This window comes from Thermoanaerobacter uzonensis DSM 18761, assembly GCF_900129115.1.
Lineage (GTDB): Bacteria > Bacillota > Thermoanaerobacteria > Thermoanaerobacterales > Thermoanaerobacteraceae > Thermoanaerobacter > Thermoanaerobacter uzonensis.
In genome coordinates, this window is record NZ_FQUR01000010.1 from 29,937 (window position 1) to 56,416 (window position 26,480).

A 26,480-nucleotide genomic window follows, 5' to 3' on the forward strand; every position below is an offset into this window, starting at 1 on the left:
TTGCATTAAAATAAATTAGAAAATGGTGGGAAAATGAGATTAATCGTTGGAGAAAATGAAAAAGGCGTTATATTAGAGAATTTTTTGAGGAACAAAGGTTTTTCTAAAAGACTTATTAGAATTTATAAGTGGCAAGGAGAAATATTAGTAAATGGAGTAAAAGAAAATGTACAAAGAATTTTACAACCAGGGGATGTGATTGATTTAATCCTTCCCGAGGTAGATTCTGATATTGCCCCGGAAAAAATGAGTTTGGATATATATTATGAGGACGAGGATGTTTTAATAGTTGATAAACCAGCTGGAGTAGTTGTGCATCCAACAAAAAGATATCAAAGTGGTACTCTTGCAAATGGGGTAGCGTGGTATTTTAAAGATAAAGGAATAAAGGCTTTGATTCGACCTGTTAATCGTTTAGATAAGGGTACGTCGGGCCTGGTTGTATTTGCCAAACGCCCTTTTATGCAGTATTATCTTCAAATTGTAAAGCCTATGAGTAAACTTTATTTTGCAGTAGTAGAAGGAAAAATGGAAGGGGAAGGTCGGATTGACCTTCCTATATCGAGAAAACCACAAAGTGGCATTGAAAGAATGGTATCCGAGGAAGGAGATAGAGCTATAACCAATTACAAAGTGATAAAAAGCAGTGAAAGATTTTCTTTTTTAAAGGTAAAAATTGAAACAGGAAGAACTCATCAAATAAGAGTACATTTGAGCCATATTGGCTATCCTATTGTAGGAGATACATTGTACGGCTCTTCTGATGATTATATTAAAAGGCAAGCATTGCATGCATATAGACTTACTTTTGTACACCCTTTAGAAGAAAAAAGCATTTCTGTTTATTCGCCTTTGCCACAAGATATACAAAATTTACTAAAATTACTATAATCCTTCCAAATCAAAATCAGGGATGAAATCTTCACTGGCGCTTTCTATTTCTTGAATTAAGCCATTTTCAAGGCCTATCTCAAAGAAAAAATCTATAGTTTCATCATATTCTTGTGGAGTGACTTTTCTATTTATTTCTGGATACTTTTGAGCTTGATAATAAGGAGTGTATTGACTCATTAAGCTTACATATATTTCTTTTGGGAGGTTTTCTTTAATCCACAAGAGAATTTTTTTAGTGTCTTCTACGTATCCCGGCATTATGAGATGTCTTATCACTAAGCCTTTTTTTAGTATTCCTTCTTCATCAAATTGAGGTATTCCTACCTGTCTGTACATTTCTAATATTGCTTTTGTTGCATGCTCAAAATAATTAGGAGCTTTGGAATATTTTTTTGCAAGAGCGTCATCGTAATACTTAAGGTCGGGAAGATATATGTCAATTAGTCCTTCCAACATTTTTAAAGTTTCTGCATTTTCATAGGCATTTGTATTATATACTATAGGTATTTGAAGCCCTTGCCTTTTTGCTAATAAAATCGCCTCTTTTATTGAGAATACATGGATTGTAGGAGTAACAAGGTTTATGTTATGAGCTCCCTGATTTTGCAAGTTTAAGAAAATTTGAGCCAACTCCTCAACAGATATAAACTTACCAAATTGGTATTGACTTATTTCGTAATTTTGACAAAAGACACACTTTAGGTTACAACCACTAAAAAAAACTGTTCCAGAGCCTCTCGTTCCACTTATAAAAGGCTCTTCCCAATGATGTAAGTATGCTTTTGCTACTTTTACCTGCCAAGGTATGTTACAGAATCCCTTTGATTTCGACCTGTCTACTTTGCAGTTTCTTGGACATATATTACATTTTATTGTTGATTCCATACTATTCCCTCCACTCAATATTATATCACTCTTTATTTTTTTATATAAAACTTGTATTTTCCACATTTTACACTTGAAATTAAAAAGTATTTGTCGTAAACTATAATTGAAAACGAAAAACAAAAGCAATCCTGGGAAGTTTGTATTAGGCTAATTTGTTTTCAACCAACGCACCTTTTTCGGGAATCCGGGTTCATCAGTGGAAGAAATGCCTGCTAAGACAGGACTTCAGAAGCTGATGACAGGGTACCCACCTGCGAGAGCGGGTATGAAAACATAGCCTTACGGCTTCATGGGACAAAAATTAAAAGTCCTTCCGAAAGGAAGGACTTTTAATTTTTTGTTATGATAGTATATAATCATGTTGAGGTGATATTTATGAAAATTGCTATTGCGGGTAATATTTATGAATACCCAGAAGGGACAAAATTGGAGGATATTGCCAAAGATTTTGAGCATCTTTACAATGGGATAATAGTAGCTGCAAAAGTGGATAATGAGCTAAAAGATTTAAACTGCACAGTTTCAAAGGATAGCACAGTTGAATTTGTAGATACAACGTTTGAGGAAGGTACGAGGATTTACAGAAGAAGTTTAACATTTGTTTTTATTAAAGCTGTAAAAGAGCTACTTCCTGGAGCTACAGTTACTATTGAACATTCTTTAGGGAAAGGATTGTATTGCGAGATCCATGGTTATTCTCTCAACAATAAAATTGTTTCTATGATTAAAAAGCGGATGGAAGAAATAATAGAAAAAGATTTCAAAATAGAAAGAAAAATGTTGCCTAAAGAAGAAGCAATAAAATTATTTGAAAAGGAAGGACTGACTGAGAAAGTAAGATTGTTTAAAGATACTGACAAAGAGAAGGTTCCTGTTTATTATTGTGATGGCACAGTAGATTTTTTCTACAGCCCTTGTGTCCCTTCTACAGGTTATTTAAAAGTATTTGATATACGATTTTATTTCCCGGGTGTTATTTTAATTGCTCCAGATGTATATAATCCTCGTTCATTACCTGTATTTGTAGATGTTCCAAAACTTGCTTCAATTTTTAAAGAGGCAGAAGATTGGGCAAGTATTTTAAACATAAGTTATGTTTCTTCTTTGAACGACATGATAAAGCAAGGCAAAGGTAGAGATTTAATATTGGTTTCTGAAGCCTTTCATGAGAAGAAAATATCCAAAATTGCAGATTATATAGCTTCAAACAAAATGATAAAAGTAGTTTTAATTGCAGGTCCTTCTTCTTCAGGCAAAACTTCTTTTATTCATAGATTAAGCGTTCAACTGAGAGTAAATGGGTTGAGACCTTTTCCAATATCATTAGACAATTATTTTGTGCCAAGAGAACTTACTCCAAAAGATGAATTTGGAAATTACGACTTTGAATCAATTGATGCTTTAGATTTGCCACTTTTCAATGAGCATTTAATAAAACTTATACAAGGTGAAGAAGTAGAAATTCCTATTTTTAACTTTAAAACAGGGGAAAGAGAGCCAGAAGGAAGAAAAGTAAAACTTGATAAAAACCAAATTATTTTGATGGAAGGTATACATGGATTAAACGAAAAATTGACATTGCAAATACCTAAAGACAATAAATACAAAATATATGTAAGTGCTATCACGCAATTAAATCTTGACGAGCACAACAGGATACCTACTACTCAAACAAGGTTGATAAGGCGTATAGTGAGAGATAGCCAATTCCGTTCTAGCGATGCGGCAGAGACTATAAACATGTGGCCTATGGTCAGAAGAGGAGAAGAAAAATGGATTTTCCCTTATCAAGAGCAAGCAGATGTCATGTTTAATTCTTTTTTGCCTTATGAGTTACCTATATTAAAAAAATATGCAGAGCCATTACTTAAGAAAGTTTCTCCAGACGATTCTGCTTATTCTATCGCTAAAGAAATATTAGAGTTTTTAAGCTATTTCCTTCCATTAGAAGATGAATTAGCAATACCACCTAATTCTATTATAAGAGAATTTATAGGCGGAAGCTGCCTTGATGTTTAAGTTTGGGAATCCTCAATGGATTCCCTCAGTTTTTTGACAAAGTTAAAAATTTTTAAAACTTGTCTTAGTGCCCGCCTCCGCCATCCTTGGCTTCGGCACTGCCTTTACCCTCGGTCTTGCTAAGTTTCCTGGCACTCAAGTAAGTATGCTTGTTTTTTCTATTTTTGGTTTATAAACTTTCTTACTTGAGTGCCGGGATGTTTTGCCACAAGTCACACCGATTGCAAAATATCCTATTTCTGAAGGTTTGTCACAAAAATTGAAAAATAATGGGGATTTTTGGATAATATATGCAATTAGATAAATAAAAGAAGATAAATACGCATAAAATAAAGTAGATATGGTTGAAATATTATTTTTAAGGTGGTATAATGTTCTTGAAATGGAATTTTGGTTTTTTGGGTTAGTTTGATGTTTTGGGATAAAAAATAAAGTAGAGGAGGAGTTATGATGAATGTGATTGACCCGCTTGTCAGTGCTGTTATTAACTATGTAGAGAAAGACCCGGAAAAAAATTTAGACAAAATAGCTAATCTTCTGTCAAAAATTGCAATAATGCCCAATCATAAACAGCAAATAGAAACTGTGAAGAGATTTTTAGATGACAAAGACAGCAATTGGTACAAATATGCAATTAAACTTTTAAAAAGAACTGACAAAAACATTATAAAAACTTTAGGTGTTAATTTCTTTATAAATGCTAGCTTGAAAGGAATTCCAAAACAAAAAGAATTAGAAAACAAATTAGATATTAACATTCCATGGGCAATTTTAATGGATCCAACAGAGGCTTGTAATCTAAGATGCGTTGGTTGTTGGGCAGGACAGTACAAGCCTCACAATCTCTCCTTTGAAGTAATGGATAGAATATGCACAGAAGCGGAAGAGTTAGGCATATATTTTATAGTACTATCTGGCGGAGAGCCTACTGTCAGAATGAAGGATATTATAAAGCTTGCTGAAAGACATAAAAATCAAGTATTCCACTTGTTTACCAATGGTACTTTAATCGACGAAGATATGATAAAAGAAGTTAAAAGAGTAGGCAATATTACTTTTGCAGTAAGTATTAATGGTTTCAAAGAAAGTAACGATGCAATACGGGGAGAAGGTACTTTTGATAAAATTATGAGAGCAATGGATTTGATGAGAGAAAATGGAGTATTGTTTGGTTATTCAGCTACATATACGAGAACAAATGTGGAGGAAATTTCTAGTGATGAATTTGTAGATATGATGATAGATAAAGGAGCAGCTTTTGCTTGGTATTTTACTTATATTCCTATAGGTAGAGACCCTGATATAAGTTTCATGGTAACACCTGAGCAAAGAAAATACATGTACGAGAGGATAAATTATATAAGGGCTAGAAAGGAACTTTTTGCAATTGATTTCTGGAATGATGGCGAATACAGTGGAGGATGTATTGCAGGAGGAAGGAGGTATTTGCACATAAATGCAGCAGGAGAAGTTGAGCCTTGTGCTTTTATCCATTATTCCAATGTAAATATAAATGAAGTAAGTTTATTAGAAGCCTTACAGTCACCTATTATGAAAAGCTATAGAAAAAGGCAGCCATTTAATCTAAATCATCTAAGACCATGTCCTCTTATTGATAATCCAGAAAAACTTTTAGAAATAGTAAGAGAATCAGGTGCAAAACACACAGAAGCAAGTCCAGCTGCTCATATAGAGAACCTCTATGATGATTTAAGGGTAGTTGCTGATAATTGGGGTAAAGTAGCTGATGAAATTTGGGAGGAAAAAATAGAAATGAAAAAAGAGGCTTGACATAAATACGAAAAATCCCCTATAAATTTAGTTAGTATTACTTAATAGTACTACTTAATGGGGTGTTGAAATGCTGACAAATAGGAGAGTGGAATTTTTAAAGACACTGACTGAACTTTATGATGCGAAAGGTGAAGCTGTTCACTATACGGATGTGGCGCAGGCAATGAAAATTAGCAAATGGACGGCATATGATATTTTAAAGGAATTAGAGAAAGGTGATTTTGTCAAGACTGAGTATTACCTTGGAGAGGAAAAAAGCCAAGGAAGGTCTACTTTGAGATTTTTGCCAACAGAAAAAGCTTATGAAATATTTAAAAAAGCCAATAAAGATGAATGGAATTTCCTAAGGGATACTTTGGTTAAAAAAGTAAAAAATAGTAAGCCTAATTCTCTTGAGGAAATATTAAATGAGATGTTTCATGCTACTAAGCCTATAGAATTTTGTGCATATGCTATTACTGCATTTTTGCTAAAACTTAGGATGGCGGGAGGTCTTTCCGTAGATAGTATAGAAAATTTACTTGCCTCTGTTAATCCTACTTCTTCTTTAGTTTTATTTGTAGGAGCAGTATTAGGTGTTTTGCTGTACACTAAAATAAAGAGCGATATAGACAAAAAATTGGCTGAAAATATTCAAAAATTTTATATCAATTTAAATAAACTGAATTCGCAAGATGTCAATTTACTCAATAACCTGTTAAGAGAACTTCTTGCGATTGCATAAGGCTCTAAGCCTTATTTTTTTGTATATTTTCAAAAAGAAAGTTAAAAACTATTGAAGCAAGGGAAGGTTAATGATATAATGTAGGTGTAAAATTTTACATAAAAAGATTAGGAGGTAAGGGTATGAAAGTTTATGTTGACCAAGACGAATGCATAGCTTGTGGGGTTTGTATAGACATGTGCCCAGATGTTTTTGACTGGAATGATGAAGGAAAATCCCATGTAATTGTAGATGAAGTTCCAGCTGATTTAGAAGACTGTGTGCAAGATGCAATGAGCTCTTGTCCGACAGAGGCAATAAAAGAAGAATAACCCGGATTTTTCCGGGTTTTTTCATACATTTTTAGAGAAGCTTTAGGGGAAAATATTGATAAAACGAAGTATGGAGGGTCTTTATGGGGAAAAGAAAAAAGCTATACCCTAAAGCTGAGGATGAGTTAGATTCTTTGAAGCAAGAAGTTGCTGAAGACCTTAATTTAGATGACGATATTGAAAAACGCGAATGGGAAAACATGACTACAAGGGAAGTAGGTAAAATAGGAGGAAACATGGTAAAGAAAATGATAAAATTTGCAGAAAAAGAGATGGATGAAAGAGACGGAAAAATTGATAAAGAAGATTAATTGGCTGGAGGACTATCCTTCAGCCAAAATTTATTCTTTGTATAAAAAGAGGAAAAATTGATTTGTTGGCGAATAATTATTATTAAAAAGGATAGGTGGTGTTGTTATGGAAAAATTAACTTTTGACCAATTGAAAAGGTACATTGATCCTAATATTTTTGAATTTGAGAATACAGAAGAAATTTCCCCGTTAGAAGGAATAATCGGACAAAACAGAGCTAAAGAAGCAATGGAATTTGGAATTAAAATAAAGCAAAAGGGCTACAACATATTTATAACTGGAATAACAGGAACTGGTAAAACTAGTTTTGCTTCTAGTTACATAAAGGAAATTGCAAAAAGGGAAGAAAGGCCAAAAGACTGGGTTTATGTATATAATTTTGAAAAACCTGCTCAACCAATTGCGATAGAGTTACCAGCTGGAATGGGCAAGCAATTTAAAAAGGATATGGAAGATTTTGTAGAACAGTTACAGAGAGAGATACCCAAAGCCTTTGAGTCGGATTCTTATGATCTGCAAAAGAGTGAAATAATAAAAAAATATCAAGAAAAGAAAAATCAATTAGTAGAAGAATTAAATACGCTTGCAAAAAGTTTTGGATTTGTATTAAGAGATACTCGCACAGGCATTATAAGTATTCCTGTTATAGAAGGAAGGCAAATAAGTCAAGAAGAGTTTCAACAATTAGATGAAGAAACAAGAAAAGAAATTGAAAAAAGAGCTGCAGAATTTGAAGTAAAGGCCATGCAGATATGGAAGGAAATACAATCTATTGACAAACAAGCGAGGGATGAAATTAAAAATTTGGACAATAATATAGGTCTTTTTGCTGTAGGTCATTTAATTGAGGATTTAAGGGGAAGATATAAAGTCAATGAAAATGTGCTTAAATATTTAGAAAGCGTCAAAAAAGACATCTTAGAAAATATTGAAAGCTTTAAGAGTACTGATGGAGAAGATATGCCATTTCCTTTTTTGATGAGGAAAGAAAAAGCCTTTTTAAAAAAGTATATGGTCAATTTGTTTGTAGACAATAGCAATACTGACGGTGCTCCAGTTGTGTTTGAGTATAATCCTAATTATAATAACATAATAGGAAGTATAGAATATGAAAGTGACTTTGGAGTTGCTACAACGGACTTTACTAAAATAAAAGCTGGAGCATTACATAGAGCAAATGGCGGTTATTTAATTTTGCAAGCAAAAGATTTGTTATCTTATCCTTATGCTTGGGATGCTTTAAAAAGGTCTTTAAAGACGGAAAAAATTATAATTGAAAATATTTCTTCACAGTACGGTTTTTTATCAATTTCTTCGTTGAAGCCAGAACCTATAAAATTAGACGTAAAAGTTGTCTTAATAGGTACACCTTATATTTATTATTTGCTTTACAATTATGATGAAGACTTCAGCAAATTGTTTAAAGTGAAAGTGGATTTTAATGAAGAAATGGAACTAAATGAAGAAAACATAAAAAACATGGCTTCTTTTATAAAAACTCATTGCATAGAGGATGGTTTAAAACCTTTTGACAAAACTGGAGTAGCAAAAGTTATAGAGTATAGCACCAGACTCTCTGAAGATCAAAAGAAATTAACTACTAAGTTTAATGAGATAGTTGAGGTATTATATGAGGCCGATGTGTGGGCAAATATAGAAGGCAGTTCTGTTGTAACGGAAAAGCATGTGAAGAAAGCGATAGAGGAAAAAATCAAGAGGATAAACAAATTAGAAGAAAAGTTTTTAGAACTATTTAGAAATAATATTTACCTCATAGATGTGGAAGGAGAAAAAATAGGGGTGGTAAATGGTCTTGCGGTTATAAACCTTGGGGATTATGAATTTGGCAAACCTTCTAAAATAACTGTTACTACTTATCCGGGAGAAGAAGGGGTAGTAAATATTGAAAGAGAGTCAAAAATGAGCGGTAGAATACATGACAAAGGAGTTATGATATTGACAGGTTATTTAGGGAGTAAATTTGCAAAAGATTTTCCTTTGACTCTTTCTGCTAGAGTTGTTTTTGAGCAGTCTTATGAAGGAGTAGAGGGAGATAGTGCTTCCAGTACAGAGCTGTATGCACTCCTTTCCAGCCTTGCAGAATTTCCTATAAAACAGGGAATTGCCGTAACAGGGTCAGTCAATCAATTTGGGGAGATACAACCGGTGGGAGGAGTGACCCATAAAATAGAGGGATTTTACAAGGTTTGTAAAGAAAAAGGTTTGACAGGGAAACAAGGAGTAATAATTCCCCATCAAAATGTCAATAATTTGGTTTTGACAGAAGAAGTTATACAAGCAGTTAAAGAAGGGCTTTTCCACATCTACAGTGTAAAAACAATTGAAGAAGGGATAGAAATTTTAACAGGAAAAAGCTTTGAAGAAATTTACGATAAAGTTTATAGAAAGCTTAAATACTATTATGGATTATTGTCTAATAAAAAAGAAGATAAAGGGGATAAATAGTGGATTGTGTAACTAAGGAAGAAATAAAAAATTTTGCAAAACAAATTGGCATCGACTTAATAGGTTTTGCAAGTCCTGATTGTTTGAAAGAATATGATAATTTTCTAAAAGAAAGGGAAAATTTAGGCTATAGTTGTTCTATTGAGGAGAGGGATATTCAAAAAAGAATCTCTCCTGAATTTATTTTGCCTGAAGTGAAATCCATTATAGCCATTGCTTTGTCATATAATATAGAATATGAGATTAAATATTACAGTAGAAGCTTTGGTATAGTTTCAAGAAGCAGTTGGGGAATAGATTATCATAAAGTTTTAAAAGAGAAAATGGAAAAACTTTCTGAATTTATAAAATCAAAATGCCAAGAAGTAAAAACAGTATGTTTAGTGGACAATAACCCGCTTTTAGAAAGAGAAATTGCCTACTATGCAGGGATAGGGTGGTTTGGGAAAAATGGACTTATAATAAACGATGAATATGGTTCATATATTTTTTTAGGAGAAATACTCGTAAACAAATATTTTGAGCCAGATGCACCGCAAAAAACTAAATGTGGGGATTGTAATTTGTGTATAAAAGCTTGTCCTACAAATGCTATAGTTGAACCTTATATAATAAATGCTAATAAATGTTTGTCTTATATCACAGTCAAAAAAGGCAAAATAGAAGAAAAAATGTCTAAGAAAATGGGTAGAAGAATATATGGCTGTGATACTTGCCAGCATGTATGTCCTTTTAATAAAAGAGCAAAAAAGGTAGTAAGGCCAGAATTTGTACCGGATAAGTTACTGCCAAGGCATGACTTAATAGAAATTTTAAATATGTCAAAAAAGGAGTTTGCAGAAATTTTTGGACCAACTTCTTCCTCTTGGAGGGGAAAAAGTATTATAATAAGAAATGCTATAATTGCTTGTGTCAATACGAAGGAAAAAAGTTGTATAGAGCCTATAAAAAACTTGTTAAAGTCACAAAGTCCTCTTTTGAGAGGATATAGTGCCTGGGCTCTTTCTCATTTGTGTGACAAAAATAAAGAAGTCGTGGTTGAAATAAAAGAAGCTTTAATTGAAGAAAAAGATGAATTTGCTAAAGAAATGATGGCAAAAGCGATAGATAGGTTAAAAGGGTGAGGAAATTGCAAATAACAAAGGAAGAAGCCTTAAAAGTCATAAAAATACTAAAAAACACTTATCCTAATGCTAAGTCAGGGCTTAAATTTACTAATCCGTTTGAGCTTTTAATTGCCACAATTTTGTCAGCGCAGTGTACAGACAAAAGAGTGAATATAATTACTGACAGGCTTTTTAAAAAGTATAAAACGCCAGAGGATTTTTTAAAGCTTACTCCTGAAGAGCTTCAAGAGGAAATAAGGGAATGTGGTTTGTATAGGAATAAATCAAAAAGTATATTAGAGACATGTAAAATTTTAAAGGAGAAATACGATAGCAAAGTGCCTGAAACTTTACAGGAATTGATGACATTGCCGGGTGTGGGGAGAAAGACTGCCAATGTAGTTTTAAGCAATGCTTTTTCCAAACAGGCTATAGCAGTGGATACTCACGTTTTCAGAGTGTCCAATCGCATAGGTCTGGCGGATAGTAAAGATGTTTTTACAACAGAGAAACAGCTTATGGAATTAATACCAGAAAACTTGTGGTCTTTGTCTCATCATCTTTTAATACATCACGGAAGAAATTTATGTACGGCGCGAAAGCCTAAATGTGATGAGTGTCCTGTAAATTATCTGTGTTTATATTTTAAAGAAAGAAAAAATTAATATTTTCGTAACTTTTTTAAGAAATTATTAATTGTATTATAAAGCTAGTTATAATATCATACTATTGTAAATGGAAGAAAAGGAATAGGAGAGAAGAAAATGCAAGCAAAGGGTGGTACTAAAAAAAATAATTACTTTTATATTGCAATTATTTTATTGCTTTTGGTTTTTTTATCATTTTCTTTTACATATTTTTATTTAATACTTAATTCTAAGGTTATTGCCAAGGGAATTTTTGTAAACGGCATAAGCATAGGAGGAATGGCAAAAGATGAAGCAGCAGATTTTCTTAAAAATAAGATAAAACTTCCTTCTTTTTCCATTACAGCTAAGTATCAAGACAAAGATTTTGTTATCACATCAAAAGATATAAATTTATCTTATAACTATCAAGAAATGGTGGAGCAAGCTTACAAAATAGGTAGAGAAGGGAACCCTATTGCAAGAATGAGAGAAATTTATATAACAGAAAAAGAGGGAAAATATTTTAACTTTTATCCCAAGTATGATGGAAATAAATTAAAAGAGTTTGTTGATAAAATTTCTCAAGAGATTGATAAAGAGCCAGTTAATGCGAAAATAAAAATTACAAGAGGAGTAAGACAAATTACACCAGATGTAGAGGGTGTAAAAGTTGATAAAGAGAAAACTTTAAAAAATCTAAAGCAGCTTATAGATGAATTAGTAAAAGGAAAGACAGAAAAGACAGAAGTAGAGATTGTAGTGGAGAAAGTTGAAGCAAAGATTTCAAAATCAATGTTAGAAATGATTAATGGACGAATTTCTTCTTTTTCTACCGTATTTAATCTTCAAGATACAAACCGTTCAGAGAATATACTAGTGGCGGCAAGAGCCGTAAATGATACCTTGCTTATGCCGGGTGAGACATTTTCTCTTAATAAAACTTTAGGACCGAGAATAATACAAAACGGTTACAAAGAAGCTCCTGTAATAATAGATAATAAACTGGTACCGGATATAGGAGGAGGAGTATGCCAAATTGCTACAACTTTGTATAATGCAATTTTACGGGCGGATATCGCAATTACTGAAAGATACCATCACAGCTTTCCAGTAGCTTATGTACCACCAGGACAAGATGCTACTATTTCTGGAGATGCTTTAGATTTAAAATTTGAAAATTCTACTCAATATCCTATATATATTGAATCCTACATAGAAGGCAACAAATTAATAATGAACATATATGGCTATGTGAAAAATCCTTCAAAATGGGTAGATATTCAGTCAGAGGTTGTTGAAAAATATGATCCTAAAATAAAATATATAGATGACCCCACACTACCTCAAGGAGAAGAAGTTGTAGAAATAGAGCCTCATGCCGGCTATAAAGTCAATACATATCGTTTGATTTATGAAAATAACAAATTAGTTAAAAGGGAATTTTTATATACAGATGTATATAAGCCAGTAGATGGAGTAATTAAAAGAGGAACTAAAAAAGTAGAAAATTCAAAATTTCAAGAGTTACCTAAGACAGAAAAGGAAAATAATGCTCAAATTAATCCAGAACCACCACAGGGTAATCCAGAAGAAGCTTTTTCACCATAACATAATATCACCTCCCATTTTCTGTATCAATAAAAAATGGGAGGTGATATTTAATTATTAAGTTTATGCTGGCAAGCCGGACAATAACCGTAGAAATAGAGCTTTTGTTCTACAAGTTTGTAGTCAGTATGCTGACTAATTTCATCTAAAACGTCTTTTAGAAGGGATTCATCAAGGTCTTCTACTTTACCACAACTTATACAGACCACATGGGGATGAGAATTGGTGTTAGCATCGTATCTGAAACTACCTTCCCCTACATTCAATTCTTGTATTAATCCCATGTTTTTCAAAACTTCTAATGTTTTGTATACAGTAGCTAAACTCATTGTAGGAAAATCAGAGGCAAGCTTTTTGTATATAGTTTCTGCTGTAGGATGTTCTTTTGTGTTTCTAAGCAGATTAAGTATTGCTAATCTTTGAGGTGTTACTTTAAGCCCTTTTTGTTTTAAGAGGGCAGCAGCTTCCTCCATTATATCACTCCATTTCACAAAAGATAATATTTTTCTTTTGATATTTTGTGTCTTAATTATATCTCTATTCATTAATAATGTCAATTATTTTTGAACAAATCGATGATATGGCAATTTACAGTGATATAATGTATAATATAATTGAACACAATAAATTAAGGAGTTGAAAGGAATGCAATACAAATTAATTGCTATTGATATGGATGATACTCTTCTGAGGAATGATAAAACTATATCTAAAGAGAATATAGAAGCATTACATAGAGCTCGGGAAAAAGGAGTATATGTAGTGATATCTACAGGAAGGGTTTTTGCTTCCGCGTATGCCTACGCAGATATGATTGGTTTTAGGACTTACATAATTGCAAGTAATGGTGCTTTGATAAGGGACCCTGATAATAATACTATTTATGAAAGCCTTCTAAACTATGACAGTATGGTGGAAATTATAAAAGTATGTCAAAAGTACAATACATATTTTCAGCTTATAAGTGACAAAACTGTTTTTTCGCCGGAGATAACAAATAAATTTCAAAGGTATGCCGAATGGAATGAGCTATTTAAAACGGAGTTAAAAGTGGATGTCCAAGAAATAAAGGAACCGTTAAAAGAGTTGGACAAATTAAAAGATAGTATTTTAAAAATCATAGTTTTTAACGATGATGTTGAGGTATTAAAAAGCATAAGGGAGGAATTGTCAAAGAATGCCTCAATACAGATAACCAGTTCTTATATGGACAATATTGAAATTGTCAATAAAGGAGTCAGCAAAGGAAGAGCCCTTAAAATTCTAGGAGGTTATTTGGGAATAGAAAGAGAAGAAATAATAGCAATAGGAGATAGTGAAAATGATATAGAAATGATCAAATTTGCAGGTTTAGGTGTGGCAGTTGAAAATGCTATTGATGAGGTCAAAAAAGTGGCAGACTTTATAACGAAATCTAATATGGAAGACGGTGTAAAGTACGTTATTGATAAATTTATATTACAATTATAAGAAAGGAGTATTTCTATGAAAAAAACGGTACATTTGCGCATAACCGGACATGTGCAAGGGGTGGGGCTGAGGTATTCTGTGTATCAAAAGGCAGTTTCTTTGGGAATTAAAGGTTATGCGGAAAATCTTTACGATGGCAGTGTAGAAGTTGTTGCAGAAGGGGAAGAGGAAAGTATTGAAGAATTGATAAATTTTATTAGAACAGGTTTGAGATGGGCAAGAGTAGATAATGTAGAAGAAAGATGGTCGGATTACAAAGGGGAGTATCGGGATTTCCGTATTTATTAGTTGCTCTTCTTTTTTTATTTAATAAAACGTTTAAATGTGATATAATAATTAAAAAATAGTTTTATTATTTTAATGAGTTAACTTATTAATAACGATTGAGGGTGCATGAATATGAGGATGGAATTCGACCTGAAACTTCAACAAACTCAAAAACTTATAATGACTCCTGAACTAAAACAGGCTATTGAGATTTTGCAGTTAAATTCCTTAGAACTTAATACTCTTATAGAGCAAGAATTAGAGACTAATCCTCTTCTTGAAAAAGAAGAAACATCTGAAGATGAGAGTGCATATGAATATGACTTGTATGAGTTGTCTAAATATATACGAGAAACAGAAGAGAGAATGTATTATGATGATTCCGATGATGAAGAAATAGAAGAAGTTAATTATGAAAACTTTGTGTCCACAAAGCCTTCTTTGACTGACCATCTTTTGTTTCAACTTCACATAACACCTGTTTCTCCTAAAATACAAAAAATATGTGAATATATAATATTTAGTCTAAGTCCGAGTGGTTATTTGAGAGAGAATATAAAAGATATTGCGGAAATTCTGGAATGTACTGAAGAAGAGGTATTAGAAGGATTATCTATAGTTCAATCTTTTGACCCACCAGGAATTGCAGCGCGCAATTTGCAAGAATGTTTAAAACTTCAACTTTTAGCTCAAGATAGTTACAAAGGAATTATAAAAAAATTGGTAGACTATCATCTTGAGGAAATTGCAGAAGGGAAGTATTCGTATTTAGCAAAGTTGTACAATATTTCCCCAAAAGAAGTGCAACAAGCTGTAGATTTTATAAAAAAACTCAATCCTAAACCGGGAAATAGCTTTTCTTCTATAGCAGATGTTAGATATATTGTACCAGATGTGGAAGTAATAAAAAGAGAGGGTGAATATTTTGTCATAGTAAACGATTCAGTTACTCCAAAGCTCAAGATTAATAATTACTATCATTCTATTTTAAATAGCCATGATGAAGAAGCTAAAAAATATATAAATTCAAAACTGCAATCAGCCATGTGGCTTATAAAGAGTTTAGAAAGTAGAAAAGAAACTTTGTATAAAGTAGTTAAAGCAATAGTGGAGTTACAAAGGGATTTTCTTGACAAAGGTATTAATTACTTAAAGCCTATGACCCAAAAAGAAATTGCTGATATTGTAGGTATTCACGAGTCTACCGTCAGCAGAGCTATAAACGGCAAATATGTTGCAACTCCTCGAGGACTTTTCGAGATAAAATTCTTTTTCCAATCTGGTATTTCCAATAGAAATGGTAATCAATTTTCTGCTGAAACTATCAAAAACCTTATAAAAAAATTGATTGAAGAAGAGGATTCCGCAAATCCTCTAAGTGACCAAAAAATAGCTGATATTTTAAAAGAAAAAAATATTAATATTTCAAGAAGGACGGTGGCAAAATATAGAGAGGAATGCAATATTCCTTCTACTATCAAAAGAAGAAGATATTAAATGGGCATGTAAATGCCCATTTAGGCTATTGAAAAAGCTTTATTAATAGTATAAAATAGTTAATGTAAATACTTTTTATGAAATGTGGGACATTTATAGAATAACGGGACTTTAACCGTCCTGAAGAGGGAAATGACATGAAAGATATTATAGCTTTACAACAAAAGATAGTACCAGAATTAATAGATTTACTTCAAAAGAGATATACTATAATGCGAAACATATATTTTAATCAACCCATAGGGCGAAGGGCACTTTCACACCAGTTGAATATGGGGGAACGAATAATTAGAAGTGAGGTATCTTTTTTGAAGGCTCAAGGTTTAGTAGATATAAATCCCTTGGGCATGACTATCACCAAAGAGGGAGAAGAATTAATTGAGAATTTGAAAGATTTTATACATGAGCTTAAAGGGCTTAACAATATTGAGAGCTTGTTAAAGGACAAGCTGGGTATTGAGAAGGTCATAGTTGTACCCGGAGACGTAGAACAAGATCCTATGATAAAAAAAGAATTAGGAAAATCAGCGGCAAATTACCTAAAAACTATAATAAATTATGACAGTATTATTGCTTTAACCGGTGGTTCAACTGTGCTGGAAGTGGCTAATGGGATGCCTCAACTTTATTCCAAATCAAACATAGTAGTTGTACCTGCTCGTGGTGGATTGGGGAGAGAAGTAGAAAAGCAAGCGAATACAATCGCTTCAATTTTAGCTAAAAAACTTGGTGGTACATATAAAATGTTGCACGTGCCGGATAATTTGGGCAAAGAAACGGTAAAAAGCCTTATCAAAGAACCAGATATAAAAGATGTGGTAGAAACTTTAAAAAAAGCCGATATTTTAATATTTGGAATAGGTCGTGCAGATGTGATGGCAGAGAGAAGAAATTTACCCCAAGATATTAGAGATTTTTTAGAAAAGAATAATGCTACAGCTGAAGCTTTAGGATATTACTTTGATAAAGAAGGGAAAGTAGTATATGCAACGCCAAGCATTTTCTTGACTTTAGAAGACCTGAAGTTTGTTAAAAATTTAATAGCAGTATCTGGCGGAAAAGGTAAAGCAGAAGCTATTGTTTCTACTTGCAGAAGTGGCAATGTACAAGTGCTTGTCACTGATGAAGGAGCTTCATTTGAGATTTTAAAAATTGTTTAAAACACCTTTTCAGGTGTTTATAAAATAAAAATCAAGGAGGAATACATAATGGGTGTTAAAGTTGCTATCAATGGTTTTGGAAGAATTGGAAGAAATGTCTTCAGAGCTGCTTTTAAGAAAAATGTTGACCTTGAATTTGTAGCTATCAATGATTTAACAGATGCAAAAACATTGGCTCATCTATTAAAATACGATTCTACTTTTGGTAAATTTGAAGGAGAAGTATCTTATACGGATGATGCGTTAATTGTAAATGGCAAGGAAATTAAAATTTTCAAAGAAACTGACCCTGCAAAGCTTCCATGGGGAGAACTAGGAGTAGACATTGTAATTGAATCCACAGGAAGATTTACAAACAAAGATGATGCTATAAAGCACATCCATGCTGGAGCTAAAAAAGTTATAATTTCTGCACCTGCTAAGAATGAGGACATAACAATTGTTATGGGTGTTAATGAAAATATGTATGACCCAGCTAACCATCATGTAATTTCAAATGCTTCTTGTACAACTAATTGTTTGGCACCATTAGCAAAGGTTATTAATGACAAATTCCGTATAAAGAGAGGTATGATGACAACAGTTCACTCTTACACAAATGACCAAAGAATACTTGATTTACCTCACAGCGATTTGAGGAGAGCAAGGTCTGCAGCTATGTCCATAATACCTACTACAACAGGCGCAGCAAAGGCTATTCACTTAGTAATTCCTGAATTAAAAGGGAAAATGAATGGTTTTGCGATGAGGGTTCCAACTCCAGATGTATCTGTTGTTGACCTTGTTGCAGAAGTTGAAGTACCTGTTACAGTTGAAGAAGTTAATGCAGCGTTGAAAGAAGCTTCTGAAACATATATGAAAGGAATTTTGGGTTATTCTGAAGAGCCATTAGTTTCAATGGACTATAAAGGAGACGAGAGGTCTTCTATAGTTGACGCACCTCTTACAATGGTAATTGAAGGAACATTAGTAAAAGCTGTTTCTTGGTATGACAATGAATGGGGTTATTCTAACAGAGTTGTTGACCTTGCAAAATATATTGCTGACAGACTCTAATGTAGTAAAAGGTCCGTGTCCATTTATGGACCGGACCTTTAAATCCTAATATAAGGAGGTTTTTGTGATGAAAAAAACCGTGAGGGATATAGATGTGGCGGGAAAAAGAGTTTTAGTTAGAGTAGACTTTAATGTGCCTATGGATGAAAATAAAAATATAACAGATGATACTCGTATAAAAGCAGCACTTCCTACTATTGAATATTTAATAAATCACAATGCTAAAGTAATACTAGTATCCCACTTGGGAAGACCAAAGGGCAAAGTGAATCCAGAATATTCTTTAAAACCTGTTGCAAAAAGGTTGTCAGAGCTTTTGGGAAAACAAGTCATTATGGCAGAGGATGTAATTGGAGATGATGCTAAAGCAAAAGCAGCTGCATTAAAAGAAGGAGAAGTATTGCTTTTAGAAAATGTGAGATTCCACGCAGAAGAAGAGAAAAATGACCCTCAATTTGCAAAAGAGTTAGCTTCTTTAGCGGATATATATGTAAATGATGCTTTTGGTACAGCTCACAGGGCTCATGCTTCTACAGCAGGCGTCGCGGCTTATTTGCCGGCAGTATCAGGTTTTTTAATTGAAAAGGAACTTACTATTATGGGGGAAGCTTTAGAAAATCCAAAGAGACCATTTGTTGCTATATTAGGAGGAGCTAAAGTTTCTGACAAAATAGGGGTTATAACAAACCTATTAGAAAAAGTAGATAGCCTTTTAATTGGAGGTGGTATGGCTTACACCTTTATAAAAGCAAAAGGATATGAAATTGGTAAGTCACTTTTAGAAGAGGATAAAATAGAGTTAGCTAAAGAATTAATGGAGAAGGCTAAGCAAAAAGGTGTTAATTTGATGCTTCCTGTTGATACAGTTATTGCTAAAGAATTGAAATCAGGTGTACCTTATGAAGTAGTCGATATAGACAAAATGCCTCAAGACCAAATAGGAGTAGACATTGGACCTAAGACTATTGAAGAATACTCAAAAGTGATAAAACACGCCATGACAGTAGTGTGGAATGGGCCTATGGGAGTTTTTGAAATTCCTGAGTTTGCAAAAGGTACAGAGGCTATTGCGAAAGCTTTGAGTGAATGCAAAGGTACTACTATAGTAGGCGGTGGTGATTCTGCAGCTGCCATAGAGCAATTAGGATATGCGGATAAAGTCACTCATATTTCTACTGGAGGAGGAGCTTCCCTGGAGTTTTTGGAAGGCAAAGTATTGCCAGGAATTGATGTTTTAAACGACAAGTAAAGGGGTGTTTGTTTTGAGAAGACCAATAATTGCAGGTAACTGGAAAATGCACATGACCCCTTCTGAAGCGGTGAAGTTAGTTGAGGAATTGATACCTCAGGTTAAAGAGGCAAAAGCAGAAGTGGTAGTCATACCTCCCTTTGTGGATTTGACAGAAGTGAGCAAAGTCATCAAAGGCACAAATATTCTCCTCGGTGCTCAAAATATGTTCTGGGAAGAAAAGGGCGCATATACGGGAGAAATTTCACCTTTAATGCTTAAAGAGATTGGCGTGAAATATGTTGTAATAGGCCACTCTGAAAGAAGGCAGTATTTTGGTGAGACGGATGAAATGGTCAATAAAAAAGTTTTATCCGCTCTATCTCACGGCTTAAGTCCTATTGTGTGTGTAGGAGAATCTCTTTCTCAAAGAGAAGAAGGAAAAACTTTTGAAGTAGTTTTAAGTCAAACTAAAGAGGCATTAAAAGACGTTTCACAAGATGACATTGTCAGCGTAGTAATAGCTTATGAGCCAATCTGGGCTATAGGCACTGGCAAAACTGCCACAGCTAAAGATGCCAATGAAGTGATAAAAGCTATAAGGGATACTATAGCTTCCCTTTATGGAAAAGAAAAGGCAGATCTGGTTAGGATACAGTATGGGGGGAGTGTAAAGCCTGAAAACATCTCTGAACTCATGGCAGAGAGCGATATAGACGGGGCTTTAGTAGGGGGAGCAAGTCTTGTAGCAGCAGATTTTGCAAAGATTGTCAATTATTAAGGAGAGGATTATATGCCTGAAAAATTAACCATGCTAGTTATACTGGATGGGTTTGGACTATCAGACAAAAAAGAAGGAAATGCAGTATATCAAGCTAATACTCCAAATTTAGATTTTTACTTTAAAAACTATCCCCATACGACTCTTTCCGCCAGTGGCCTTGCAGTAGGACTTCCTGAGGGACAAATGGGAAACTCAGAAGTAGGGCACTTAAATATTGGAGCGGGAAGAATAGTATATCAAGAACTTACGAGAATTAGTAAAGATATCAAAGAAGGTACCTTTTTTAAGAAAAAAGAATTTTTAGATGCGATAGAAAATGTAAAGAAAAACAACTCAAAACTACATCTTTTTGGCCTTTTGTCAGATGGAGGGGTTCACAGCCACATAACTCATTTATTTGCTTTAATGAAATTGGCAAAAGAACATGGGTTAAAAGAAATATATATTCATGCTTTCTTAGATGGAAGAGATGTTCCACCAGCTTGTGCAAAGGAATATATAAAGCAGTTTGAAGAAGAGTCAAACAGGATTGGTATAGGAAAAATTGCAACGATTTCTGGAAGATATTATGCAATGGATAGAGACAAAAGATGGGATAGAACTAAAAAGGCTTATGATGCAATAGTTTTAGGGAAAGGTGTTTACGCTAATTCACCAATGGAAGCAATAGATATAGCTTATTCCAAAGACCAAACAGATGAGTTCGTAGAACCTACCGTAATTTTGGAAAATGGAAAGCCAGTTGCTACGGTAGAAGCGGGGGATTCTATAATATTCTTCAATTTTAGACCTGACAGAGCAAGGCAACTTACCAGAGCTTTTATTGACGAGGTATTTAACTATTTTGAAAGAGAAAAAGGGTATTTGCCTGTATTCTTTGTGTCTATGACTCAATATGATGAAACCTTTAAAAACATACATGTGGCGTATAAGCCAGAAAGACTGGAGAATACTCTTGGTGAATACTTAAGTAAAAAAGGGATTAAACAGCTTAGAATTGCAGAAACAGAAAAATACGCCCATGTGACTTTCTTCTTCAACGGTGGCGTAGAAGAGCCAAATGAAGGGGAAGAAAGAATTTTAGTTCCTTCGCCTAAAGTAGCTACTTACGACCTAAAGCCAGAAATGAGCGCTTATGAGGTTACAGATACTGTAATACCTAAGATTATGTCAGATCAATATGGTTTTATTCTTTTAAACTTTGCAAATCCTGATATGGTAGGGCATACAGGAGTTTTAAATGCTGCAATAAAAGCGATTGAAGCAATAGATGAGTGCCTTGGAAGAATAGTAAATGCTGTTCAAAGTGTAGGAGGAACAATAATTATAACAGCTGACCATGGCAATGCGGAAGAGATGATTGACCCTGTGACAAAAGAGCCACAAACCGCTCATACTACAAACCCAGTGCCTTTCATACTGATAGGCGAAGGAGATATTGATTTAAGGAAAGATGGGATACTGGCTGACATTGCTCCTACAATTTTGGACATAATGAAACTACCAGTTCCTAAAGAGATGACGGGAAAATCTTTAATCATTGGAAGAAGATAAAATTTAAAAAATTTAAAAGAGAAAGGAGAAGTTGTCATGTCGTCAATAATTGATATTTTTGCAAGAGAAATACTTGACTCCCGTGGAAATCCTACAGTTGAAGTAGAGGTAGAATTAGATAGCGGTGCAGTAGGAAGAGCTGCTGTGCCTTCAGGGGCTTCTACAGGAGCTTTTGAAGCAGTCGAATTAAGGGATGGAGATAAATCAAGATATTTGGGGAAAGGAGTACTAAAAGCTGTTCAAAATGTCAATGACATTATTGCTCCTGAGCTAATTGGCATGGAAGCACAAGACCAAGTAGCAATTGACAAAGCGATGATTGAACTAGATGGAACTCCCAATAAGAGCAAATTAGGAGCAAATGCTATCTTAGGGGTATCATTGGCAGTGGCAAAGGCAGCAGCTGAGGAATGTGGTTTACCTTTGTATCAATACATTGGTGGAGTAAATGCAAAAACTCTTCCTGTGCCTATGATGAACATATTAAACGGTGGAAAACACGCTGATAACAATGTAGATATACAAGAGTTTATGATAATGCCTATTGGGGCTCCAAACTTCCGCGAAGCATTAAGGATGTGTTCAGAAGTTTATCACAATTTGAAAAACGTGTTACATTCTAAAGGGTTAAGTACAACAGTTGGTGATGAAGGAGGATTTGCACCTAACCTTACCTCAAATGAAGAAGCTATACAAGTTATATTGGAAGCTATAGAAAAAGCGGGATATGTGCCAGGAGAAGATATAGTATTAGCATTAGATCCTGCTTCAACAGAGCTTTATAAAGAAGATGGGAAATATCATTTTGAAGGAGAAGGAATTGTAAGAACCCCCGAAGAAATGGTAGATTTTTGGGAACAACTTGTTAACAAATATCCTATTGTCTCTATTGAAGACGGTCTTGCAGAAGAAGACTGGAATGGATGGAAACTATTGACTGAAAGATTAGGCAAGAAGATACAGCTTGTAGGAGACGACTTATTTGTAACGAATACTCAAAGACTTTCAAAAGGTATAAGCATGGGCGTTGCAAATTCAATACTCATAAAACTTAATCAAATAGGAACATTGACAGAAACTCTTGATGCTATTGAAATGGCAAAAAGAGCAGGTTACACAGCTGTTGTGTCTCACCGCTCCGGGGAAACAGAAGATTCTACAATTGCAGACCTTGTAGTTGGAGTAAATGCAGGGCAAATTAAAACTGGAGCGCCAGCAAGAACTGACAGAGTTGTAAAATACAATCAGCTTTTAAGAATTGAAGAAGCTTTAGGAAGCACAGCTCAATATCTTGGCAAAACTGCTTTTTACAATATTAAGAAATAAGGGGATCCAAAAAGGATTCCCTTTTTATATAAAAACCTCTTGATTAGCATAACAATTCTTTGTATAATATAGACTGTGGTATTGTGTTTCAAAAATTAGAGATAAGGCGGTGTAAATATGCTAAAAACTGTACTTATGAGTATACAAATTTTGGTTAGCATTTTCTTGATAGTAGTTATACTTTTACAAAAGGGCAAAAGTGCAGGTATTTCGGGTGTAATTGCAGGAGGAGCAGAAACATTTTTTGGAAAGAATAAAGCTCGAACCATGGAGGGGACACTAGAGAGACTCACAACTATAGCGGCGGTATTGTTTATAATTTTGTCTATGGTGTTGACTATAATGATGGCTAAATAAAAACGACGGTATCAAGAAAAGAAATGGAAAAACCCTTTTATGGGTTTTTATTTTTACCACCACAAATAAAAAAGGCTGGGTGGTCAAATGAAAATTAGAGAAATTACAGAGGAATTAGAATATCAGTTGCTTTCTCCTTATGCTACAAAAAGCCGTGAAACTCGCGGCAGGGATAAAGAAGAGGAAAAATGCGATATAAGAACAGAATTTCAAAGAGATAGAGATAGGATTATTCATAGCAAGGCTTTCAGAAGATTGAGCCACAAAACACAGGTCTTTATTTCTCCAGAAGGTGACCATTATAGAACAAGGCTGACTCATACATTAGAGGTATCTCAGATTGCAAGAACGATTGCGAGAGCCTTGAGGTTAAACGAAGATTTGACAGAAGCTATTGCTTTAGGTCATGATTTAGGACATACTCCTTTTGGCCATTCTGGTGAAGAGGTTTTGAATAGACTTTTAAAAGATGGTTTTAGACATAATGAACAAAGCATTAGAGTGGTTGAGGTTTTGGAAAAGGATGGAGAGGGTCTTAATTTAACTTGGGAAGTTAAGGATGGCATTTGTAACCATTCTACTTCAGGAAAGCCTCAGACATTAGAAGGGCAAGTAGTACAAATTTCTGATAAGATAGCTTATATTAACCATGATATTGATGATGCAATAAGAGGGAAAGTTTTAAATCCTGAAGATTTACCTAAAGATTTAATAGCAATCTTAGGTGATAAGCATAGTAAAAGAATAAATACAATGGTAAAAGATGTTATAAATAATAGCTTTGGAAAGCCGAAAGTTTCAATGAGCAAAGAGATTTATGAGGCTACTTATAGTTTAAGAAATTTTTTGTTCGAAAAAGTTTATATAGGATCAAGAGCTAAAAAAGATGAGGAAAAAGCAAAAAGAATAGTAGAACAGTTATTTTATTACTTTTATGACAATATTGACAAGATGCCTCAAGAATTTATAAAACTTGCTGAGATTTATGGAAGAGAAAGAGCTGTTGCTGATTATATTGCTGGTATGACAGACAAATATGCTATTTTAAAATACAAAGAGATTTTTTTACCCAGTCCCTGGTTTGAGTAAAATATTTTTTGATTTTAATAAAAATTTAATTAACAACAGAAGGATTTTTGAATCTTTTGTCGAATATATATTGGTCGTCACTAATAAATTAATTTGTAAAGAGGAATTTAACAATTTTTGTCGAATAGAATAATTAGGTGATATTGATGGCTTACTCAAAAGAAATGATTGAAAGAGTGATTGAAGCAAATGACATAATAGATGTTATATCAGAGTATTTAGAACTAAAAAAAGCGGGAAAAGAATTTAAAGGTCTGTGTCCTTTTCATAGAGAAAAAACTCCATCTTTTATGGTGAGTCAAGAAAAACAGGTTTATCACTGCTTTGGCTGTAATGCTAGTGGAAATGTTGTTACTTTTATAATGGATATTGAAAATTTGACTTTTAAAGAAGCAATTGAATTTTTAGCAGATAGAGTGGGAATAACTCTTGAAGAAATTGAGTTGACAGAAAAGGAGTACCAAAAAAAGAAACTTATTGACGAAATATACAAAATAAATAAATTAGCAGCTATGTATTTTTATAATAAGCTTTTTTCTGAAGAAGGTAGACAGGCCTTAGTTTATATAAGAAAAAGAGGTTTGACAGAAGCAACGATTAAAAAATTTGGAATAGGTTATTCCCCACCTCAAGGAAACGGACTTTTAAATTTTTTAAAGGAAAAAGGCTATACAGAAAGTTTTTTGGTAAAGGCAGGACTTTTGTCTCAAAAAAATAACCGCTATTATGACAGATTTAGAAATAGAATGATGTTTCCTATAATAGATGTAAAGGGTAATATTATAGGTTTTGGAGGACGCTCTATTGACGATAGTTTGCCTAAATATTTGAACACTCCGGAGACGGAAGTCTTTAAAAAAGGGAAAAACCTATTTGCAATAAATTTTGCTAAAAAAACACAACAAGATAAATTTATAATTGTAGAAGGATATATGGATGCTATTTCCTTACATCAGGCTGGAATAGATTGTGCTGTAGCATCTTTAGGGACTGCTTTGACAGAGGACCAAGCAAGACTCATAAAAAGGTATAAAAGAAATGTTGTAATTGCTTATGATGCTGATGAAGCTGGTATTAGTGCCGCATTAAGGGGACTTGACATTCTTGATGAATTGAATTTAAATATAAAAGTATTAACTATACCTCATGGGAAAGACCCTGATGAGTTTCTAAAAAAGAATGGAGTAGAGGCATTTAATCAATTAATAGAAAATGCCGATAGTTTAATTGAGTTTAAAGCAAAAGTATATAGAAAAAATCTTGACCTTGATAATCCTCAAGATAGAATAATATATGTTAAAAAAATTGCAAAAGATATTGCAAAACTTTCTGATGAAGTGAAAAGAGAAGTTTATATTTCTTCAGTAGCTAAAGTTGCTCAAATACCTGAGAATGCAGTGAGAACAGAGGTTAGTCATTTTGTCAATAGGGAAATTGAAAAAAATCAAAAAAATATGTATATAGCTGGTAATATAAGGCATAATATATACAGTAGTAGTAAAATATCGCCAGAAAAATACTTAATTGCATTGCTCTTGTATGATAATAATCTTTATAAAAAAGTGAAAGAAACAATTACCGCCGATATGCTTGAGAATGTTAAATTAAGGCCAATTTTTGAAGAAATAATGTCAAGGTTAGAAGATGGAAACAAAACTCAAATAAATGATATTGTTTATTTATTACAAGAGGAAAATCTTATATCTGATTTTAACGATATTATTAAAGCTTTTTACGAGAGTGAAAATATTACTGAGCAAGCTATTGATGATATTATAAACAAGATTCTCATTAACAGCTTGGCGGTTAAAAGAGAGAGCATCAAAAGAGCTATAAATGAGGCTCATATGGTGGGGGATATAGAGAAAGAAAGGCAACTTTTAATAGAATTACAAAATTGTGAAAAGGAGATGCTAAAGATAAAAAATGGCTAAAAAGAAA

Annotated in this window: 24 protein-coding genes and 1 other RNA gene; 23 read left to right on the forward strand and 2 right to left on the reverse strand. The window is 33.5% G+C overall.

The window, feature by feature from the left end; all coding sequences use genetic code 11:
- Positions 1-33: 33 nt before the first annotated feature.
- Positions 34-891, forward strand: coding sequence for an RluA family pseudouridine synthase (locus BUB32_RS05885; RefSeq protein WP_072968283.1), 858 nt, complete (start codon positions 34-36; stop codon positions 889-891).
- Here BUB32_RS05885 and BUB32_RS05890 read toward each other — a convergent pair.
- Positions 886-1,779, reverse strand: coding sequence for a radical SAM protein (locus BUB32_RS05890; protein WP_072968285.1), 894 nt, complete (start codon positions 1,777-1,779; stop codon positions 886-888). The two genes, BUB32_RS05885 and BUB32_RS05890, sit on opposite strands and share 6 nt — an antisense overlap.
- Positions 1,780-1,904: 125 nt before the next feature.
- Between BUB32_RS05890 and ssrS the strand changes: the two genes are divergently transcribed.
- From ssrS to BUB32_RS05940, 10 genes are all read left to right on the forward strand, one after another.
- Positions 1,905-2,082, forward strand: a non-coding RNA gene (gene ssrS, locus BUB32_RS05895) — 6S RNA.
- A 75-nt stretch (positions 2,083-2,157) separates the two neighbouring features.
- Positions 2,158-3,801 carry a nucleoside kinase gene (locus BUB32_RS05900; protein WP_072968287.1) on the forward strand — a complete coding sequence of 548 codons (1,644 nt, stop codon included), beginning with the start codon at positions 2,158-2,160 and terminating at the stop codon, positions 3,799-3,801.
- 450 nt (positions 3,802-4,251) lie between these two features.
- Positions 4,252-5,592: a radical SAM/SPASM domain-containing protein gene (locus BUB32_RS05905; RefSeq protein WP_072968289.1), complete on the forward strand. Its 1,341-nt coding sequence runs from the start codon at positions 4,252-4,254 to the stop codon at positions 5,590-5,592.
- 70 nt (positions 5,593-5,662) lie between these two features.
- Positions 5,663-6,319: a helix-turn-helix domain-containing protein gene (locus tag BUB32_RS05910; RefSeq protein ID WP_072968291.1), complete on the forward strand. Its 657-nt coding sequence runs from the start codon at positions 5,663-5,665 to the stop codon at positions 6,317-6,319.
- Positions 6,320-6,441: 122 nt separating this feature from the next.
- Positions 6,442-6,630 carry a ferredoxin gene (locus tag BUB32_RS05915; protein WP_009052854.1) on the forward strand — a complete coding sequence of 63 codons (189 nt, stop codon included), beginning with the start codon at positions 6,442-6,444 and terminating at the stop codon, positions 6,628-6,630.
- Between the two features lie 83 nt (positions 6,631-6,713).
- Positions 6,714-6,941 (forward strand): alpha/beta-type small acid-soluble spore protein, encoded by a 228-nt coding sequence (locus tag BUB32_RS05920; protein ID WP_072968293.1) that lies wholly within the window; start codon positions 6,714-6,716, stop codon positions 6,939-6,941.
- A gap of 106 nt (positions 6,942-7,047) precedes the next feature.
- The gene (locus tag BUB32_RS05925; protein ID WP_072968296.1) at positions 7,048-9,408 is read left to right on the forward strand and encodes a Lon protease family protein; all 2,361 of its coding nucleotides are present in this window, start codon (positions 7,048-7,050) and stop codon (positions 9,406-9,408) included.
- On the forward strand, positions 9,408-10,532 hold the full coding sequence (gene queG / locus BUB32_RS05930) for a tRNA epoxyqueuosine(34) reductase QueG (protein WP_072968298.1): 1,125 nt from the start codon (positions 9,408-9,410) through the stop codon (positions 10,530-10,532). Before BUB32_RS05925 ends, queG begins: the two co-directional genes overlap by 1 nt.
- 5 nt (positions 10,533-10,537) lie before the next feature.
- Positions 10,538-11,179 carry an endonuclease III gene (nth, locus tag BUB32_RS05935; protein WP_072968300.1) on the forward strand — a complete coding sequence of 214 codons (642 nt, stop codon included), beginning with the start codon at positions 10,538-10,540 and terminating at the stop codon, positions 11,177-11,179.
- Positions 11,180-11,278: 99 nt separating this feature from the next.
- On the forward strand, positions 11,279-12,751 hold the full coding sequence (locus BUB32_RS05940; protein ID WP_072968303.1) for a VanW family protein: 1,473 nt from the start codon (positions 11,279-11,281) through the stop codon (positions 12,749-12,751).
- Positions 12,752-12,801: 50 nt separating this feature from the next.
- On the opposite strand, the gene BUB32_RS05945 is transcribed toward BUB32_RS05940, so the two are convergent.
- Entirely contained in the window at positions 12,802-13,224 is a 423-nt protein-coding gene (locus BUB32_RS05945) for a transcriptional regulator PerR (protein WP_072968305.1), read from the reverse strand.
- Between the two features lie 172 nt (positions 13,225-13,396).
- Here BUB32_RS05945 and BUB32_RS05950 point away from each other — a divergent pair, with 172 nt between their 5' ends.
- The 12 genes from BUB32_RS05950 to dnaG all read left to right on the forward strand — a co-directional run bounded on the left by BUB32_RS05950 (position 13,397) and on the right by dnaG (position 26,473).
- Positions 13,397-14,221 (forward strand): Cof-type HAD-IIB family hydrolase, encoded by an 825-nt coding sequence (locus BUB32_RS05950; protein WP_072968308.1) that lies wholly within the window; start codon positions 13,397-13,399, stop codon positions 14,219-14,221.
- Between the two features lie 15 nt (positions 14,222-14,236).
- Positions 14,237-14,509 (forward strand): acylphosphatase, encoded by a 273-nt coding sequence (locus tag BUB32_RS05955; RefSeq protein WP_072968310.1) that lies wholly within the window; start codon positions 14,237-14,239, stop codon positions 14,507-14,509.
- A 111-nt stretch (positions 14,510-14,620) separates the two neighbouring features.
- Positions 14,621-15,985 (forward strand): RNA polymerase factor sigma-54, encoded by a 1,365-nt coding sequence (gene rpoN, locus BUB32_RS05960; RefSeq protein WP_072968312.1) that lies wholly within the window; start codon positions 14,621-14,623, stop codon positions 15,983-15,985.
- A gap of 137 nt (positions 15,986-16,122) precedes the next feature.
- A complete protein-coding gene (locus tag BUB32_RS05965; RefSeq protein ID WP_072968314.1) occupies positions 16,123-17,145 on the forward strand; it encodes a sugar-binding transcriptional regulator in 1,023 nt (340 codons plus the stop codon).
- Between the two features lie 48 nt (positions 17,146-17,193).
- The gene (gene gap / locus BUB32_RS05970) at positions 17,194-18,201 is read left to right on the forward strand and encodes a type I glyceraldehyde-3-phosphate dehydrogenase (protein WP_072968316.1); all 1,008 of its coding nucleotides are present in this window, start codon (positions 17,194-17,196) and stop codon (positions 18,199-18,201) included.
- A gap of 67 nt (positions 18,202-18,268) precedes the next feature.
- Entirely contained in the window at positions 18,269-19,450 is a 1,182-nt protein-coding gene (locus BUB32_RS05975) for a phosphoglycerate kinase (protein ID WP_072968318.1), read from the forward strand.
- Positions 19,451-19,463: 13 nt separating this feature from the next.
- On the forward strand, positions 19,464-20,210 hold the full coding sequence (gene tpiA, locus BUB32_RS05980; RefSeq protein WP_072968320.1) for a triose-phosphate isomerase: 747 nt from the start codon (positions 19,464-19,466) through the stop codon (positions 20,208-20,210).
- 12 nt (positions 20,211-20,222) lie between these two features.
- Positions 20,223-21,767 carry a 2,3-bisphosphoglycerate-independent phosphoglycerate mutase gene (gene gpmI, locus BUB32_RS05985; protein ID WP_072968322.1) on the forward strand — a complete coding sequence of 515 codons (1,545 nt, stop codon included), beginning with the start codon at positions 20,223-20,225 and terminating at the stop codon, positions 21,765-21,767.
- Between the two features lie 36 nt (positions 21,768-21,803).
- On the forward strand, positions 21,804-23,093 hold the full coding sequence (gene eno, locus BUB32_RS05990; protein ID WP_072968324.1) for a phosphopyruvate hydratase: 1,290 nt from the start codon (positions 21,804-21,806) through the stop codon (positions 23,091-23,093).
- A gap of 117 nt (positions 23,094-23,210) precedes the next feature.
- A complete protein-coding gene (gene secG, locus BUB32_RS05995) occupies positions 23,211-23,450 on the forward strand; it encodes a preprotein translocase subunit SecG (protein WP_072968326.1) in 240 nt (79 codons plus the stop codon).
- Positions 23,451-23,537: 87 nt separating this feature from the next.
- A complete protein-coding gene (locus BUB32_RS06000) occupies positions 23,538-24,539 on the forward strand; it encodes a deoxyguanosinetriphosphate triphosphohydrolase (RefSeq protein ID WP_072968328.1) in 1,002 nt (333 codons plus the stop codon).
- Positions 24,540-24,685: 146 nt separating this feature from the next.
- The gene (gene dnaG, locus BUB32_RS06005; protein ID WP_072968330.1) at positions 24,686-26,473 is read left to right on the forward strand and encodes a DNA primase; all 1,788 of its coding nucleotides are present in this window, start codon (positions 24,686-24,688) and stop codon (positions 26,471-26,473) included.
- Positions 26,474-26,480 lie beyond the last annotated feature (7 nt).